This is a genomic window from Bacillus sp. CZDM1, from assembly GCF_055502545.1.
In genome coordinates, this window is record NZ_JBUESO010000016.1 from 1 (window position 1) to 17198 (window position 17198).

13 protein-coding genes and 1 rRNA gene are annotated in these 17198 nt (G+C 40.3%); 9 read left to right on the forward strand and 5 right to left on the reverse strand.

Going from position 1 to position 17198, the window contains the following annotated elements; all coding sequences use genetic code 11:
* A 16S ribosomal RNA gene (locus ACY3XC_RS24665) occupies positions 1–61 on the reverse strand; the annotation flags it as partial.
* 449 nt (positions 62–510) lie between these two features.
* Here ACY3XC_RS24665 and ACY3XC_RS24670 point away from each other — a divergent pair.
* On the forward strand, positions 511–1434 hold the full coding sequence (locus ACY3XC_RS24670; protein ID WP_464870947.1) for an AEC family transporter: 924 nt from the start codon (positions 511–513) through the stop codon (positions 1432–1434).
* A 437-nt stretch (positions 1435–1871) separates the two neighbouring features.
* Here the strand turns inward: ACY3XC_RS24670 and ACY3XC_RS24675 are convergent, their stop codons facing one another.
* The gene (locus ACY3XC_RS24675; RefSeq protein ID WP_464870948.1) at positions 1872–2471 is read right to left on the reverse strand and encodes a hypothetical protein; all 600 of its coding nucleotides are present in this window, start codon (positions 2469–2471) and stop codon (positions 1872–1874) included.
* Positions 2472–2875: 404 nt separating this feature from the next.
* Here ACY3XC_RS24675 and ACY3XC_RS24680 point away from each other — a divergent pair, with 404 nt between their 5' ends.
* The gene (locus ACY3XC_RS24680; protein WP_464870949.1) at positions 2876–3709 is read left to right on the forward strand and encodes a 3D domain-containing protein; all 834 of its coding nucleotides are present in this window, start codon (positions 2876–2878) and stop codon (positions 3707–3709) included.
* A 114-nt stretch (positions 3710–3823) separates the two neighbouring features.
* On the opposite strand, the gene ACY3XC_RS24685 is transcribed toward ACY3XC_RS24680, so the two are convergent.
* A complete protein-coding gene (locus ACY3XC_RS24685) occupies positions 3824–4534 on the reverse strand; it encodes a FadR/GntR family transcriptional regulator (protein WP_464870951.1) in 711 nt (236 codons plus the stop codon).
* Between the two features lie 198 nt (positions 4535–4732).
* On the opposite strand from ACY3XC_RS24685, the gene ACY3XC_RS24690 reads away from it, so the two are divergent.
* Entirely contained in the window at positions 4733–6124 is a 1392-nt protein-coding gene (locus tag ACY3XC_RS24690) for an FAD-binding oxidoreductase (RefSeq protein WP_464870952.1), read from the forward strand.
* A gap of 4 nt (positions 6125–6128) precedes the next feature.
* Positions 6129–7103, forward strand: coding sequence for a bile acid:sodium symporter family protein (locus tag ACY3XC_RS24695; protein ID WP_464870953.1), 975 nt, complete (start codon positions 6129–6131; stop codon positions 7101–7103).
* Positions 7104–7210: 107 nt separating this feature from the next.
* On the opposite strand, the gene ACY3XC_RS24700 is transcribed toward ACY3XC_RS24695, so the two are convergent.
* Complete coding sequence (locus ACY3XC_RS24700; RefSeq protein WP_464870954.1) at positions 7211–9271, reverse strand: beta-galactosidase; 2061 nt, start codon at positions 9269–9271, stop codon at positions 7211–7213.
* Between the two features lie 350 nt (positions 9272–9621).
* Here ACY3XC_RS24700 and ACY3XC_RS24705 point away from each other — a divergent pair, with 350 nt between their 5' ends.
* Both ACY3XC_RS24705 and ACY3XC_RS24710 read left to right on the forward strand, forming a co-directional pair.
* Complete coding sequence (locus ACY3XC_RS24705; protein WP_464870955.1) at positions 9622–11061, forward strand: L,D-transpeptidase family protein; 1440 nt, start codon at positions 9622–9624, stop codon at positions 11059–11061.
* Between the two features lie 162 nt (positions 11062–11223).
* Entirely contained in the window at positions 11224–11763 is a 540-nt protein-coding gene (locus ACY3XC_RS24710; protein ID WP_464870956.1) for a hypothetical protein, read from the forward strand.
* Positions 11764–11851: 88 nt separating this feature from the next.
* On the opposite strand, the gene ACY3XC_RS24715 is transcribed toward ACY3XC_RS24710, so the two are convergent.
* Entirely contained in the window at positions 11852–12913 is a 1062-nt protein-coding gene (locus tag ACY3XC_RS24715) for an undecaprenyldiphospho-muramoylpentapeptide beta-N-acetylglucosaminyltransferase (protein ID WP_464870957.1), read from the reverse strand.
* A 181-nt stretch (positions 12914–13094) separates the two neighbouring features.
* On the opposite strand from ACY3XC_RS24715, the gene ACY3XC_RS24720 reads away from it, so the two are divergent.
* The 3 genes from ACY3XC_RS24720 to ACY3XC_RS24730 all read left to right on the forward strand — a co-directional run bounded on the left by ACY3XC_RS24720 (position 13095) and on the right by ACY3XC_RS24730 (position 17070).
* The gene (locus tag ACY3XC_RS24720; protein ID WP_464870958.1) at positions 13095–14678 is read left to right on the forward strand and encodes an acetolactate synthase large subunit; all 1584 of its coding nucleotides are present in this window, start codon (positions 13095–13097) and stop codon (positions 14676–14678) included.
* A gap of 148 nt (positions 14679–14826) precedes the next feature.
* Positions 14827–15483 carry a hypothetical protein gene (locus tag ACY3XC_RS24725; RefSeq protein WP_464870959.1) on the forward strand — a complete coding sequence of 219 codons (657 nt, stop codon included), beginning with the start codon at positions 14827–14829 and terminating at the stop codon, positions 15481–15483.
* 66 nt (positions 15484–15549) lie between these two features.
* Entirely contained in the window at positions 15550–17070 is a 1521-nt protein-coding gene (locus tag ACY3XC_RS24730) for a glycine betaine uptake BCCT transporter (RefSeq protein WP_464870960.1), read from the forward strand.
* Positions 17071–17198 lie beyond the last annotated feature (128 nt).

The following is a 17198-nucleotide window of genomic DNA, read 5'->3' on the forward strand; positions in this document are numbered from 1 at the left end:
CTTGCATGTATTAGGCACGCCGCCAGCGTTCGTCCTGAGCCAGGATCAAACTCTCCAAGAAAGTTGATATAGCTCATTTTGTTACGTTGGCTTAGTTTTATAAAAAACTAAAAAATTGTTTGTTGACGTTCTTGTTTGTTTAGTTTTCAAAGAGCAATCTAGCATGTCTTAAGCGACAGTGATACTATCATATCACATCTCTATTATTATTTCAACATAATAATTTAACTTTTTTTCTCTCGCTTTTAACTAGAAAAAGCTGGCGTTAAAAGCAACTCCCTTATAGTATCATCTTCAATTCACTTATGCAACAGAAAATTTTACTTTTTTCGAAATAACTTTTCTTCAAAACCTTTCTTAAGAAAAGGATCTGTTCACTTTAAGCAAATACATTATGTATCAAAGTACTTAAAACATTATAATGAAGAGACAAAGAAACATCTTTCGGTATTGCCCCTAAAAAGGCTTCACAGGGTATGATAGTTTGTTAATTAGAGAGGAAGTTTTTTTATGTTAGCTGAAATCTTTGCCACGCTTTTTGATGTGATTCTACCACTCTCTATACCAGTTATAGCTGGGGCCTTGCTTAGTAGGTTTGGGAAGCTAGAAATCAAGCCGCTTTTAAACTTTGCGTTATATTACATAACTCCATTCTTGATTTTTGATACATTAATGGAAGCACGCCTGTCGCGTGAGGATGTTTATTTGACTCTAGCGTTTTCCCTGTTAAATCTGATTTTACTCTCGTTTGCGGCAAATATTTTAGGCAAATTACTCAAACTTCCTGCCAATGATATAGCTGGGTTAACCTTGATTTCCTCTTTCACCAATGCAGTTAACTACGGAATCCCGCTCACCTTGCTTGCTTTCGGTCAGCTGGGGCTCGAAAAGGCATCCGTATACATTGTGATGCAGATGGTCATGATGCATACATTAGGAATCTTCTTTGCAGCACGCTCTCATTTTACAATTAAAAATGCTGTTAAATCGATGTTTGCCCTGCCGGCTATTTATGCGGTATTGCTTGCTATGGTGTTACGCACATTTGATTTAACCCTGCCAGGCGGTCTCACCACCGGAGTTTCCATGATTGCAGAAGCCTATCCGCCCATTGTTCTAGCTGTTTTAGGAGCACAAATGGCCAATGTGAAAACAGAAAGTATCACCAGAAATACACGAATCACCTTTTGGTCAGGCATGGGAATGAGATTATTGATTGCCCCACTCATTGCTTTAATGTGTCTAAATCTATTAGATATTGAAGGAATCATGTTTTCCACTCTATTAGTATTATCCTGTATGCCTGTTGCGATCAACGCCGGCATTCTAGCTGAAAAATTTGATGCGTCACCAAAAGTGCTGACAAAAACGATTCTTTGGACTACCCTATTGTCCTTTTTCGTATTACCAGTACTGATTGTTTTGGTTAAGTAAAATCCAGGGAGATATCTTTCGATTTTCATATTGTTGAAGTAACCAAATTTGTACCGTTTTATATATATTTTTTTGTGATTTATAAAATAAACTGGCTCAGTTCACTTTACTGAGCCATTTCTTCTATCCAATTTCAGGGTAAAAAAGATCCACCTATTTCATTTGTACTCTTATTGTTCAAAGAAGCATTTTCGTTTAATTGTTGATTAGTGGATTTGACTTGTTCTGAATCTTTAAAGTTGACTCTGTTTGGAAATAGTTTATCGAACAATACGCCCAACAGTATAAGTGCTAATAAAAACCCCCAAAATAAGTAAGCGAAGATTGACATAAAATACCCCCTCGTCAACTGTTTTAAAATTCGAATAATGTTAATTTTATTATACAATATAAAACACAATTATTGGTAAACAGCCGCCAAAAACGGCGAAACACTACTATAAAGTGCGTGTAATCTCCTCGTCAATTAACTTAAAATGAATTTCAGATGATGTTCCTCCTTCAATATGTTTTGGAACATCTGATAATTCGAGTAATTCCTTCAAGTGAATAGACTTTTTACGATTAGCTTCTATTGTAATCCTATACGGACCAGCTAAATTCATAAGTGACTCCATTCGTACTTCGTCTCCCATGAGTAAAGAATCTATAAATTCTAACTCAAATGACACAGCCTCATTACTTCGATTATGTAATACAAGATTGCATTCCCCATTCAATAAGTCTTTGCCTACAGACCCAAAATTGCACTTGCCATTGCCAGCGTATGAAATAGCTGTAATGCCACTCGCTAACGTTTCTTGATACATCGTAATTAGAAGATTTGGTAAATGTGCATATACTATTAAAACTATTAATATTGTTCGAAAGTGATATTTCTTCATACCAATGACAAGTAATATCATAGCGATGATAAACAATACTGACCCAATTATACCAAGTAAAATATAGCCATCTTTATTGCGAATTGGAAACGACATGAATGTTGAAAGTGCTTCCACCGTTACATTATTAGGAAACGGGAAATATAAATACATACATATACCTAAAATAATAACTGAACTAATGAGGGCAAATTTACTTTTTATCATAATATCCTCCTCTCTTTTAATATAGTTGTCATAAAAGTTTTCTTACGGTAATGATTTTATACAGCTGAACTTTTCCATACAAATGGTATATTAGCAAAGAAATGGAAAATCGCTGCCACTAGTTACATATATTAATGAATCAAATTCAATAGATAAATAGGGATAAGTTACTACTATCCTATCTATTAGCGCAGGATCCATACCTGATTATTCCTTTATTTTTCAGAAATATTATTGCAATATGAATGCCACGTAAGTAAACGAATTAACACCTCCCTGTTCTTTTTCTCAGAAAATTCTATGTTACGATTATTAAAACTTAGCAACCAAAGAACATGGAGGGTAAAAGAATGCTTAAGAAAATCATATCTATTTTAGCAGTTGCTGTACTCTCAGTAACTGTAAGTGCTAATGTACAAGCGGCTTCAATCACAGTACAAAAAGGGGACACCCTATGGGCTCTATCACGCGCAAATAATTTGTCAGTAGAAAATATCCAAAAGTTAAATAATCTCACCACAGACCTCATTCACCCCGGGGATGTACTAACCGTTGCCCCCGAGAAACGCTATACCGTTAAACAAGGCGACACATTATGGGAGATTGGTATTGATCATCAGGTAACCGTTTCACAAATTAAAGAATGGAACCAACTGTATAGCGACCTCATTCACCCAGGATTAAATCTAGTAATCTTCGAAGGATTAAAAAATAACACTATTTCTCTATCAGAAAAACCAGTACAGCCAGCAGTAGAAACACCGACTGAAAGTGCACCTGCACCTGCACCTGCACCTGCAGTGGAAGCATCAGCTCCAGCTGAAAGCGCACCTGCAGTGGAAGCATCAGCTCCAGCTGAAAGCGCACCTGCAGTGGAAGCCGCAGCACCTAGTTCAAAGGAGATTATAGTAGAAGCTACAGCCTATACAGCTTCATGTGAAGGCTGCTCTGGTATTACGGCAACTGGAATTGACCTGATAGCAAACCCAAATCAAAAGGTCATCTCCGTTGACCCATCTGTTATACCGCTCGGCAGTAAAGTTTATGTAGAAGGCTATGGCGAAGCAATCGCCGGAGATACGGGCGGAGCCATTAAAGGAAATAAAATTGACATCTTTATTCCATCTAAACAAGAAGCAATCAATTTTGGAAGACAACAAGTAAAGGTGACAATATTAAACTAATTATTTTAAAAAAACACTACAAAACCTATTCTATTAGGGATTGTAGTGTTTTTTACAGAAAAATAAAACGTGTTGAGCCATTATTCTTCTGTTGGACAACGAACAACGAAATCTTCAATTCCCTATATCGAACACCATCGACTCCACCAATTCTTCCCTAATATTCGTAATATGCCTCTCCATCAATTCCTTCGCTCTATTCGCATTCCCAGTAGCTATAGCGAGATATATTTCCTTATGTTCTTCCATTGTATCTGCGTAACGAGACAAATCCTTAAAGCGATGATTCTGAGTAGCCTTAATTGTATTCTCCATATGTCCTCTGAGGGTATGTATCAATTCAATGAATATCGAATTATGAGTTGCTTCGGCAATTCCAATGTGAAAGTCAAAGTCCGCTTTTAACCCCAGCTCTGGATTCTGTTTCGACAGCGCCATATTGTTCAGAGTTGTACGCAGCTTTTCCAAGTCTGCTGATGTGGCTCTCTTAGCTGCAAGGAATGCGGATTCTACTTCTAATGCACGCCTGAGTTCTAGCATTTCATAGACCAGTGGATTTTCTGTTTTGACAGCTGTGATGATTTCTTCTTTTCTTGATTGGACGTCAGTAACTATAACGTAGCTTCCGCCTCCTTGACGGATTTCAATCAGCCCGTTCAGTTCCATAGCCCTTAGAGCTTCTCTTATGGTTGTCCGGCTGACATTAAATTGGCTTGCCAGTTCTCTTTCTGAAGGCAGCCGCTCTCCCGGATTAAGATTTCCTGCAAGATAGCATTCAGTAATTTTATCTACTAAAACTAGATAGGTCTTTCTTTTCTCCGCCATTCACCTTAACCTCCTACAAAATAGAACTGGTAAAACTATCCTAAATGTAACAGACATAAAATCTATTAAGCAAGACTTAATAAATAATAAAATAAATAATTGAATTTTTCTGATAACTCTGTATAATTAACTTAACTTGTTGGACCAATTTTATCATTGGTTTGACCAAATTTTCAGTAAGGAAAGAAGGAGTATAGGATGGAAACAGCTGGTATGAGCCTCGTAGATGCTTTAAAAGAGGTTCTTTTTGAGCAGCAGGTAACAGAAAATATAACAGTAAGAGAATTGCATGGCAGGGATGAATCATACCATAGTGAGAATCTCCCTGATATTGTTGTTTTTCCAGAAACAGCACAGCAAGTTAGTGAAATTGTGCAGCTGGCAAACACATATAAAGTTCCAATAGTCCCTTTTGGGCTGGGATCCAGTCTCGAGGGGCATGTCATACCGTACGAGCATGGAATTACAATTGACTTTTCACTCATGAATAAAATCCTGGAAGTGCGGGAGAATGATTTCCTTGTAAGGGTACAGCCTGGTGTGACACGCACACAGCTGAACAAGGAATTGAAAAAATATGGTCTATTTTTCTCTGTGGATCCAGGGGCTGACGCTACGCTTGGCGGAATGGCCGCAACCAATGCCAGTGGAACAACATCGGTAAAATATGGGGTCATGCGTGACCAGGTGCGTGACCTGGAAGTGGTTCTCGCAGATGGTTCGATCATACATACTGGTAATTTAGCTGCTAAATCCTCATCAGGCTACCACCTGAATGGTTTATTTGTTGGTTCCGAGGGGACGCTTGGCTGCTTTACGGAACTGACGTTAAGAGTATATGGAATTCCAGAGCATGTAATGGCGGCAAGAGCCTCTTTTCCTACATTGAATGATGCGGTTGAAGCGGTTGTTTCCATTTTACAGGCGGGTGTTCAGATTGCCAGGGTGGAGCTAGTGGATGAACCTTCCATGAAGCAGGTAAACCTATTTAGTGAAACAAGCTATAACGAAAGCCCAACACTATTTTTGGAATTTCATGGTAATGAGGCCGGCTTGAAGCAGGATGTAGAGTTCACGAGAGAAATAGTTGAAGACCATCATTGTCTCGATATTGAATTTGAGAAAGATAATGCTTCAAGAAATCGTTTGTGGGAGGCTAGACATAATCTTGCTTATGCCTATATTCACGGCAATCCTGGAAAAAAAATGATGGTGACAGATGTCTGTCTGCCGATTTCAGAACTTTCTGGCGCTATTAGCCACGCAAGGGAAGCGGTGGATTCACTGGGACTTCCTGGAGGAATCCTTGGGCATGTGGGAGATGGAAATTATCATGTTCTATTGATGATTGATATGAGTAACCCAGAAGAGATTGAAAGGGCTGAAAATCTTAATGAACAAATTGTTCTTTATGCCCTTGAGCGAGGCGGAACATGCACGGGTGAGCATGGAGTAGGTGTTGGCAAGCAGAAATATCAGCAAAAAGAACATGGACATGCCCTTCTGGTAATGGAAAAAATCAAACAGGCCTTAGATCCAGACAATCTTTTTAATCCAAATAAAATTTTGAAAACAAAAGAAAGAGCGTGATGGTATGAAGGTATTAGAAGCGGTCAGTACGATTGCAGGAAAATATTTTGCGGTGTGGGTTATCTTAATATCTGTTATTGCCTTTATGGTTCCAGATCCATTTTTAGGGTTGGGGAAGTATATCACCATCCTGCTCGGCATAGTCATGTTTGGCATGGGGCTTACCTTAAAGGCGGTCGATTTTAAAATCATCTTTACCAAACCATTGCCTGTAATAGTCGGTGTTTGTGCACAGTTCATCCTCATGCCATCTGTAGCCTTTGTCATTGCGAAGCTTTTGAATTTGCCGGCAGAATTGGCTGCAGGACTGGTTTTACTTGGATGTGTTCCAGGGGGAACAGCCTCTAACGTTATGGTGTATCTGGCAAAGGGAAATGTACCATTGTCCATCGCCATGACTTCCGTTTCAACTCTATTGGCACCGATCATGACACCATTGCTTCTCCTTTTGCTGGCAGGTCAATGGATGCCGGTTGATCCTGTTGCGATGTTTTTGTCCATTGTCCAAGTGATCATTGTGCCGATTATTTTAGGTCTGGCAATTAAGAAATTTTTCCCTGTGGCAGTGGAAAAAAGCTTAACTGTTTTACCGCTTATTTCAGTCGCGGCTATTATCACGATTGTGGCCGCAGTCGTTTCAGGCAATGCAGCAAGCATTGCAGCATCTGGCCTTCTAATATTTACAGCCGTCATGCTTCACAATGGATTCGGCCTTCTGCTTGGCTATTTCACAGGAAAAGTACTTGGCCAGAATGAAGTTAATAGAAGAGCGATTTCTATCGAAGTAGGCATGCAGAATTCTGGTTTAGGCGTTGCGCTTGCGACCGCACACTTTGGGCCACTGGCAGCACTTCCAAGCGTGCTGGCTGCTGCATGGCATAACATTTCTGGGCCGATTCTTGCGACTTATTGGTCGAAAAAACCTGCTGTTACCAGTGAAGACGAAGTGGTAGCCCGTCCAGTTGAAGTGAAGCTGTAGAAATAAATTAAGATGCCTGTCCCACCAGCGGACTAAAATCAAGCAACTGTCCGCCTGAGGTGGACAGTGTCCACGAGCGGTGACAGGCACCCAATTATTTCACACCATCATTTCTTTTTCTCAAGAATTCTCACTTCGTATTTTTCCAATATAAGCTCTCCGCTAACCTCTTCTCCAGTAACTAGGTCATGTACTGGTGTCGCAATCGCAACAGGCTGCTTTTCTTCGGTGAAGTTCATTACGAAGATGTAGTCACTTTCGACTGCTTGTCTAACTTGTACGGATACACCCTTTTCGTGTTTAACCTTAATTACTGGTTCAAGTGACAGCTCATTAATCAATTCTTGATAGAAGTCCCGCTGGAATTGATCTTCTAAACGGCCGCCGATATAGTAGGCTTTCCCACCTTGATATTCATGGCTTGTTACCGCTGGTGTCCCCGCATAGAAATCATCCTCATAACTACCTTCGACCTTCGCAGTATTCACTTCCATAATCGTCGCATAGTCTTTTAACTCGTAGGATTGATTGCGATACATCACAGAATTCCGATCTGAAGGATAGTACGTATCTGTTTCAACAGGGTTGATTCCAAAGACCTCTTGCAGATCCTTATGCCATCCGCCCAAATAGGTTAAATCATTTTCATTAACAATACCGCTGATATACGTCGTGACTAACCTGCCGCCGCCGGCAACAAAGTTCTTCAAACGAGCAATAGTCTCTTCATTCACTAAATAAAGCATCGGAATAATCAATAATTTATAGGCCGAGAAATCCTGCTCCTTCGTAATCACATCCACAGGAATATCTTGTTCCCAGAAAGCTCGGTAATGCTCTACCAAGGTTTGTGGATAACGTTTCGTCTCTAACCCATATCCTTGTGCATCATTAAGCGCCCAATTGCTTTCCCAATCATATAGAATCGCAACGTCACTAGGACGGTTCGTCCCAACAACACAGGCCAATTTTTCAAGCGTTTGACCAACTTCCGCCACTTCTTGGAAAACCCTGTTTTCAGAACGATTATCATGATCAACGACCGCGCCATGAAATTTTTCCGAAGACCCGCGGGACTTCCGCCACTGGAAGTACAGGATACTGTCAGAGCCATGTGCCACCATTTGCATTGAGGCAAGCATATGCATGCCTGGTCGCTTTGCTTTATTGACTGGATGCCAATTCACCATGCTCGGAGTCGATTCCATCAATAAAAATGGCTGCTGTTTTAAACAACGATAGAGGTCATCAATAAAGCCTACTCTCATCGCTAAATCCGCTGTGCTCTCCCAATCATTATGCCAGGCCGGATACGCATCCCAGCTGATGACATCCAGATGCTTGGCAAATTTGCTGTAATCAAGCGCCTGAAAGGGGATTAGCTCATGCGTATCTGCCATAAAGTTTGTCGTAATCGGGATCTCCGGCGTCAATTCTCGGATGGGAACAATTTCATTTTTATAAAAATCAATCGTTTGGTCCGTAACAAAACGGCGCCAATCCAGATTTAAACCGTGAACCATGCTTTCTCCAATCGAAGAAGGAGATTCAATTTGAGACCAATCCGTAAACGTATGGCTCCAGAACGGACCCCACCACGCATCGTTCAAGGATTTCAAATCATGATTGTATTTCTTTTTCAGCCAGCCTCTAAAGGCATCCTGGCAAAGATCACAGTGACATTCACCGCCATACTCATTGGAAATATGCCACATCAATAAGGCCGGATGTTTCCCATAACGTTCTGCCAGCAACGTATTCATCTTCTGTGTTTTTTCACGGTAAACAGGTGAAGTAAAACAGTGATTATGCCGGCCGCCATGCAGCTGCTTCACTCTAGCTCCATTCACGCGAAGCACCTCCGGGTATTTTTGTGACATCCAAGCAGGTCGAGCCCCGCTTGGCGTCGCTAAAATTACTCGGCCATCGATACGATAGATATCGTCAATCACTTTATCCAGCCATTCAAAGTGGTAGACTCCTTCTTCAGGCTCAAGTGCCGCCCATGCAAAAATTCCAACCGAAAACGTATTGGTATGGGAAAGCTTCATTAATTTGATATCATCTGCCAATATGTCTGGACGGTCTAACCACTGATCAGGATTATAATCTCCGCCATGAAGCATAAAGTCAGCTTTCGTCACGTAAGTTTTATCATGTTTAGACATAGTAATCTCCTTCTCCATTTGTTGCTTATTTTACCATTACCCCTTCGCTGTTACCTAGGTTAAAGCTTTCCCCTACGGTTCAAAGTGAAGGATAAATGATCACAGCTGGAACTTCTTGTGTAATTTCATATCTCTTTTAGAATTTTCTCGTCTGCAATGAATTTAATAAACTTTTCTGAACCAAATGAAAAAAATTTCCACTTATTTACATAAAACGACAAAGATTTTACTATTCAATCTAGTAAAATAGGAGTAGTATTTTATAAAGGATTAAATAGCTTTGATGAATATGGACTTATTTGTTGATGGACTTTGAATGCTGTGTTTAAAGGTAAGCGGAGGGGATTTACATGGAAAATGCTATACAAGAATCAAGGGTAGAAATGAAAACAGGAAATTCATTTAAAAGGTTTAAGAATTGGAAGTTCATTACAGCAGGTATCATCATCGTTATCGCACTCCTATGTGCAGCAATGAGCTTTTACCAGTCCACTCACTTTAATCCAAAGGCCAAGATTAATGGCATTGACGTCGGTGGGCTGACCGCAGAAGAGGCGCTTGAAAAATTAGAAACCACCGTTTTAAGTAACGTCGTTTATGTCGGAGAACAACAAATAATAGATGGAAAAGATACTCAGTCGGGCTTTGCCGAAAATGACCTGCCTGAAGTTAAAAAACTACTGAAAAGTCAGTGGACATTTTTTCCTATATTCGAGTCTAAAGAGTATTCCTTAACACCAAGTAAAGAAGACCCATATCTCAGTGTCAGTTTGAAAGAGGAACTGGAACAAAAACTCATCTCCATGAATCAGAATTTAAAAGCTCCTGCAGATGCTCAAGTTAAGCTGGAACAAGGTGAAATTGTGGTTACCAAAGGCATTAGTGGAGATCAATATGATATCGAAGGCCTGCTGAAGGACTTCCAAAGTCAGAAGTTTACGAGTGAAATCCATTTAAGTCCTGCACTTTTACAGCCGCTAACAGAGGAAAGTACCACTATCCTTAACGAAAAGAAAAAGCTGGAAGCACTCCTCCAGCATACGGTGGACTATAAGGTCCAGGATAAAGTACATTCTTTAAAGGGCAGCGATCTGATTAAAAATGCCACTGTGACAAAAGATATGAACGTCACAATAGACCCAAGCGATTTGAAAAATAAAATTGCTGAAATTAATGACGCTCAATCGACATTAGGTAAGAACTTCACCTTTAAGACCCATTCAGGTTCCGACATATCGGTTAAGGGAGAAGGTTATGGCTGGGCGCTTGATGTCGAAAAGGAAACAGCCCTTGTTCAAGCAGCCTTTGAAAAGGGAGAAAAATCGATTTCTGCTTCTAATATTCACGGAAATGGCTGGAGCAATGAGGGCTATGGCTATGAAACGACAGCAAACAATGGCATTGGCGGTAATTATGCGGAAGTATCCATTGCCGAACAGCGTATTTGGATTTACAAGAATGGACAATTGGTCCTAACCACGAATGTGGTTACCGGCAAGCATAGTACGGGTGAAGATACTTCACCTGGAGTATGGTATATCCTCTTTAAACGAACACCATACACACTCAAGGGCAGCGCTGTCGGCAAAGCCGATTATGCCGTGGAAGTCAATTATTGGGCTCCCTTTACAAACAGCGGACAAGGATTTCACGACGCCGGCTGGAGAACAAACTGGAACAGCAATGCCTATCTTACACAAGGATCCGGTGGATGCGTCAACGTTTCTCCAAGTGTGATGAAAGCTGTGTATGATAATCTCAATGTCTACGATCCAGTTGTGGTTTATTAGAATATCAAAATCAGGGAATCTAATGATTTCCTGATTTTTTTCTATGAAAATACAAATCTACTTAGGTAACGGGAACCACAATATTCATTCTACAAGCTTGGGTTTGAGAATACCTTTATACAAATACGCTATTTTTACTTAGGACAAAAAGGGTGAATATCCATGTTTTGGAATAAGGATAGTAAGGAAAACATCTTACCCATCATGACTAAACGAAGATATCGGAGAAGTTTTGCCTTTAAATTGGTGTTTTCCGCGTTAATGAGTTTAATCGCCGCTCTATTACAGAGTGCAGGAGGAATCATCCCAGGAATCGGAATGCTAATAAGCCCCTTTTCCGCTGCACCCATCATCATTAGCATGTTGCTCAAACCCATGTATGGACTATTAAGCTATTTTCTTACCATTTTTCTATTACTGCTCATTCAACCTTCAGAACTTATTGTTTTTCCATTTACGACAGGTGCGATGGCCATCGGCATAGGGCTTGGATTGCTCCTTTTTAACAAGGTATGGAAAGTAATATCCTTTTCCAGCTTATTTTTATCTATAGGGATATGCCTCTTACTCTACCTCTTCCACTTCCCTGTCTTAGGTCCATTTCTAATCGAATTTAGAGTTTGGAATGTCCTCATTATTCACTTATTTTCCCTTGTGTATTGTTGGCTATGGATAAAGCTTGGTCCATGGGGACGGTTCTAATGGTCTTTTTTACAAGGCAGCACTACAAACCCGACAAGTAAGTATTACCAAAGAGTGGGACCAGAAGAACCGTCCCCATAGCACACCCTTAGCACAATTTATTAATTTCATCCACAAGTGTTTGTAATGCGTTTCCTTTATGTGAATCTTTCATATTTTTTTTAAATTCGTATCTATTTTTATAAACCATATTTAAATTTTCTATAAGTGTTTTATTAGTAATTTTTTCTTCTTCCAATGTTAGCGAGTATCCTTTGTCTTGAAAGGCCTTTGCATTTAAAATTTGGTCGCCTCTGCTTTGATTTAGTCCTAATGGAATAATAAGCATTGGTTTATTTAAGGCTAGGAATTCAAATATGGCATTTGAACCGCCTCGAGTCAAAACGATGTCCGTTGCAGCTAATATATCCGAGAGTTCATCATGAACATATTCAAATTGCTTATACCTAGGATGGGAGGATAAGCTGCTATCTAGGTTATTTTTCCCACACAAATGAACAACCTGGTAACTAGCTGTTAGTTGATCCAAAGATTGCCGGACTACTTCGTTTATTTTTTTCGCCCCTAAACTTCCACCCATAATCGTTAAAATGGGACTATAATGATCAAACCCAAGAAAATCTCTTCCTTTTATGGCTGAACCACTTAATATTTCTTTCCTAATCGGAGAACCAATATCTATAGCCTTATTTGCTGGGAAAAAATTTTTGGTCTCTTCAAAGGAAGTAAAGATACGTGTTGAAAATCTTTGCGAAATTTTATTTGCTAGTCCTGGCGTCATATCACTTTCATGAATAAAAATGGGTATTCCTAATGATTTAGCTGCTATGATGACAGGAACGGAAACAAATCCGCCTTTAGAGAATATTAAATCAGGCTTGATCTTTTTTAGCACGCCTCTCGCTTCGAAACATCCTTTTATTACTCGAAATATATCCACGAAATTTTCAAAATCTATATATCTTCTAAGTTTCCCGCTGTTTATACCGAAGTAAGGAATACCGATTTTTTCGATTAACTCTTTTTCAATTCCTTTTTTCGAACCGACATAATATTTATCCCAATTGTCCAGCTCCTTTATTAAGGCAATATTGGGCGTTACATGTCCTGCAGAACCTCCACCAGTAAATACAATTTTCCTCTTAGGCATAATTCCTCCTGATTATTCATCATTCTACTATTCATTATACGTTAAAAATAACCGCGGAGACGGTTCTTATGGTTTTTTGGAACCAAAAGAATCGTCCCCATGGCAACCCATTTGAACTTTTTTGGTTTTTTAGTGAGTTAACGGGAAAAATAGGAAAAGTGAAGCTTGAAAGGGGATTCTAATGAAAGCAACAGATTTACTTGTGCAGTGCTTAGAAAATGAGGGTGTTGAGTATATCTTCGGCATCATGGGGAAGGAAACGCTTGACCTGATGGATTCATTGTCTAAATCGAAACAGATTCAGTTTGTGAATGTTCGTCATGAACAAGGAGCCGCTTTTATGGCGGATGTTTACGGTAGATTAACAAAAAAAGCTGGCGTTTGCTTAGCGACATTAGGACCTGGGGCAGCCAATCTTTTGACCGGAATAGCAAGTGCAACTCTTGACCATTCCCCGGTTGTAGCCATCACAGGACAAGCCGGCCTTGAACGGCAGCATCTGGAATCCCACCAATATTTAGATATCGTGAAAATATTTGAACCCGCTGCCAAGTGGAGTGTTCAAATTAAGGATTCGCAAACCATATCAACCATCATCCGTAAGGCTTTTAGAGTAGCACAAATGGAAAAGCCAGGCGCAGTTTTAATTGAATTACCCGAGAACCTAGCGCCTCAAATGATTCCAACTCAAATCTTGCCTGTAACACTTATTCCAAAAAGCACACCTGTTTCACAAGCAATCGAGGATGCTCGTACACTAATAGCTCAGAGCCAAAAACCAGTTGTCATTTTAGGAAATGGGGTTATAAGGCAAGACGCAGCAGCAGAACTGCTCACATTTGTTGAGAACTTACAATCACCTGTTATTCATAGTTTTATGGCCAAAGGAGTAATACCTAAAAACCATCCGCTGAATTATTTCACATTCGGTTTCAACAAAGACGATGAAGCATTACCGCTTATCGAGGAAGCTGATTTATTACTTGTCGTTGGTTTTGATTTGGTTGAAAAACTACCGAAGGACTGGAATAAAAAGAGACGCCCTATTTTACATATCGATCCACTGCCAGCCGAAATGGACGAGTACTACCCTGTTAGCGCGGAGTTGGCCGGTGATTTAAAGGAGACATTCCAGGTACTTAATAAACTGGATATCCCCTCTAGGCCGTGGGTTCCAATTGGGAAGCTAAAAGAACGGATTGAGACAGCTTATCAACTTAATTTAGATCTAACTAATCAATCCTTATCGATAGAAAATATTTTAACTGTTATTGAAAAACTTACACCGGAAGAGACGATCGTCATTTCAGATGTAGGTGCCCACAAGATATCCATTGCCCGTACGTATCAACCAAAACAAGCCGGTCGACTCATTATCTCCAATGGATTAGCCTCAATGGGGATTGCCCTGCCTGGTGCCATTGGTGCCAAATTAGCTTGCCCGGATGCGCCCGTTATTTGTATTACTGGGGATGGCGGGGCGTTGATGAATATTTCTGAATTAGAGACTGCGAAACGATTAGGCCTATCAATGATCATCATCGTCATAAATGATTCTGCGTTAAAACTAGAAGAACAAATGATGCAGGAAAAATTCAGCCATGGCTTTGGTACAAACTTTGGAAACCCTGACTTTGTGCAGCTTGCTGCTAGCTTTGGAATAAAAGGAGCAAGACCCAATCAATTGAATGAGTTTGAGCAAGTATTGAAGAATGCATTAAATCAAACCAATGAACTTACACTGATTGATGTTAACCAAAATTAATACCGAGGGACCGTGGGACGGTTCTGGTGGCCATTTTTCACTTGGTTACTGGTTATAAGTAGTTTTGAGACACCTGCCAAGTAAGTATGACCAAGAGAACCGTCCCCATGGGAATGCAAAATTAAAAACCTGGAAGGGAGAACTATCTGTGAAATTGTATCAAGTACGCAAAGGACAATTTGTCTATTACAACAATGAATTGCATAGGGTATATGGCGTGAAACCTATGTATAAAGAATCTGTTCATCTTATTAGGCTTAGGGATTTGACGCAGCAATTAACCAAATCGGCGAGTGTAGAAAAGGTCAAACCGAAGGAGCTTGACAGCTTTGTTTTTAATCATAAAGCTTATACGCTTAGTCATGATCGCAAAGCTCAAGTAGGAGATTATATTTTAATTCATAATCCGATGCCGGATTCCTTGGATACTTATTCTTTAAATGAAATCGATGTTGTTGAGACCGTTGATAAACAAGGGGTCGTTACAAGTAATTCTCATGGAATTAAGCATAACGAGTATTTATTAATGGTACCGGGCCGTGCGAATGGGAGCACTTCGATTGATTATCAAAATAGTGAAGGTGTAGATGCAGATAACCTACAAGACGTTGGGTCCACCTATAACCCCAACAACGAACCCTTCCCTGCTATTGGAGATATTTATAAAAATGATGAAGGATTTGAGGCTATGGTCGTCGCTCTAAAAGGTAAAACGGTATACCTCGGAGGCGGTTTGGAGTTGCCGCAAGAAGAGTTGATGAAGGGTGCCAAGTGGGAATTTCTCTATCATCTCCTTGATAAATGAATGCTCTTTGAATGGATTAAAACGGGAAGGTTTCTTATTTTTCCTTACACCTAGCAGGAGGTTTACATGGACAGCAAAAAACTGAATGAAAATATTGTTTTTATTTTATCATTGTTACTCACTCTCATCTTTATTGTTTGGGGGGTCTTTTTTACAGAGAATCTCGCTAAGGTTACCGATACGATTTACAATGGGTCGATTGATTACTTGGGATGGGTATATCTTGGTGCCGCCCTATTCTTTGTCATCTTCTCCATCTATTTACTGTTCTCTAAATATGGCGATATTCGACTGGGCAAAAAAACAGACAAGCCTGATTTTAGTACGGCATCATGGCTCGCGATGTTGTTCGGTGCAGGTATGGGGATTGGAATTGTGTATTGGAGTGTCGCTGAACCGGTTACCCACTACACGACTCCTCCTTATGGGGAAGGATATACGCTTGATGCAGCCAATACGGCCATGAAATATACATTCTTCCATTGGGGACTTGATCCATGGGCCATTTACACGGTAATCGGTCTTGCCCTTGCCTTTTTTCAATATAACAAAAAGCTTCCTGCAGCCATCAGCTCGGCGTTTCATCCGTTTCTGGGTGATAGAATCTATGGACCGATAGGAAAAACGATTGATGTCCTGTCTATTTTCGCAACCGTCTTTGGGATTGCCACATCTTTAGGGCTGGGTGCTATGCAGGTTACCGCTGGAATGCATGATATTTTCGGTGTTCCTAATGAGTTATTCGTCCAACTAATCGTGATTGCGGTTGCGACAGTCCTTTTTATCATCTCCATCAATACAGGTTTGGAGAAAGGAATCCAATTCTTATCCAATGCGGCGATGATTTTATCTTTTGCGATCATGCTGCTGATTTTGATTGTTGGTCCTACCGTGACGATTATTAAGGTCTTCTTTAATACGACAGGTCTTTATATTAGTGATTTTATTCATTTGAGTTTAAGGCTTAAACCTTTTGGGGAAGGGGAATGGATTGCCTCCTGGACGCTATTTTATTGGGCATGGTGGATTGCCTGGGCGCCATTTGTAGGGATGTTTATTGCCCGCGTTTCGAAGGGAAGAACGGTAAAAGAGTTTGTCATTGGCGTGTTAATTGTTCCTACACTCGGAACATGTCTCTGGATGTCCATATTTGGCGGGGCCGCGCTTGATATCGTTCAAAAAACAGGTAACCATGATTTAGCAAAAAATATTACCGAAAACGTGTCATTGGCTATTTTTACATTCTTTGATTATCTCCCCTTAAGTTCGGTGTTAAGTATTTTAGGGTTTGCTGTCGTAGCCATATATTATATAACGGTTGCCGATACAGCCACCTTTGTCTTGGGGATGCTGAGTGAAGGCGGCACATTAAATCCTTCAAATAAAATTAAAATGACATGGGGCGTTATTCAATCAGCATTGGCTGCTGTATTACTATTAGCTGGAGGATTGAACGTATTGCAAACAGCCTCCATCGCAGCCGCCCTCCCTTTTGCCATCATCATGATCGTCATGTGCTTCTCATTACTAAAAGGTTTAAAAAGTGAAGTCGGGGAAAAACCGAGGGAACCGCGGGGACGGTTCTGATGGTCTTTTTCACCAGCTCATCCTTACTTGGCAGTGTTCAGACACCTGCCAAGTAAGGATGCCAAAGAATAGGTCCAAGAGAACCGTCCCCACGGCATCAAATGACGAGAATCTGTCAAAACCAAATA

Excerpts from the sequence above, each read along its gene's own strand:
- ACY3XC_RS24730 (WP_464870960.1), top strand. The coding sequence starts at position 15,550 with ATGGACAGCAAAAAACTGAATGAAAATATTGTTTTTATTTTATCATTG.
- ACY3XC_RS24705 (WP_464870955.1), top strand. The coding sequence starts at position 9,622 with ATGGAAAATGCTATACAAGAATCAAGGGTAGAAATGAAAACAGGAAAT.
- ACY3XC_RS24720 (WP_464870958.1), top strand. The coding sequence starts at position 13,095 with ATGAAAGCAACAGATTTACTTGTGCAGTGCTTAGAAAATGAGGGTGTT.
- ACY3XC_RS24695 (WP_464870953.1), top strand. The coding sequence starts at position 6,129 with ATGAAGGTATTAGAAGCGGTCAGTACGATTGCAGGAAAATATTTTGCG.
- ACY3XC_RS24685 (WP_464870951.1), bottom strand. The coding sequence starts at position 4,534 with ATGGCGGAGAAAAGAAAGACCTATCTAGTTTTAGTAGATAAAATTACT.
- ACY3XC_RS24700 (WP_464870954.1), bottom strand. The coding sequence starts at position 9,271 with ATGTCTAAACATGATAAAACTTACGTGACGAAAGCTGACTTTATGCTT.
- ACY3XC_RS24670 (WP_464870947.1), top strand. The coding sequence starts at position 511 with ATGTTAGCTGAAATCTTTGCCACGCTTTTTGATGTGATTCTACCACTC.
- ACY3XC_RS24675 (WP_464870948.1), bottom strand. The coding sequence starts at position 2,471 with ATGTATTTATATTTCCCGTTTCCTAATAATGTAACGGTGGAAGCACTT.
- ACY3XC_RS24680 (WP_464870949.1), top strand. The coding sequence starts at position 2,876 with ATGCTTAAGAAAATCATATCTATTTTAGCAGTTGCTGTACTCTCAGTA.
- ACY3XC_RS24710 (WP_464870956.1), top strand. The coding sequence starts at position 11,224 with ATGTTTTGGAATAAGGATAGTAAGGAAAACATCTTACCCATCATGACT.
- ACY3XC_RS24715 (WP_464870957.1), bottom strand. The coding sequence starts at position 12,913 with ATGCCTAAGAGGAAAATTGTATTTACTGGTGGAGGTTCTGCAGGACAT.
- ACY3XC_RS24690 (WP_464870952.1), top strand. The coding sequence starts at position 4,733 with ATGGAAACAGCTGGTATGAGCCTCGTAGATGCTTTAAAAGAGGTTCTT.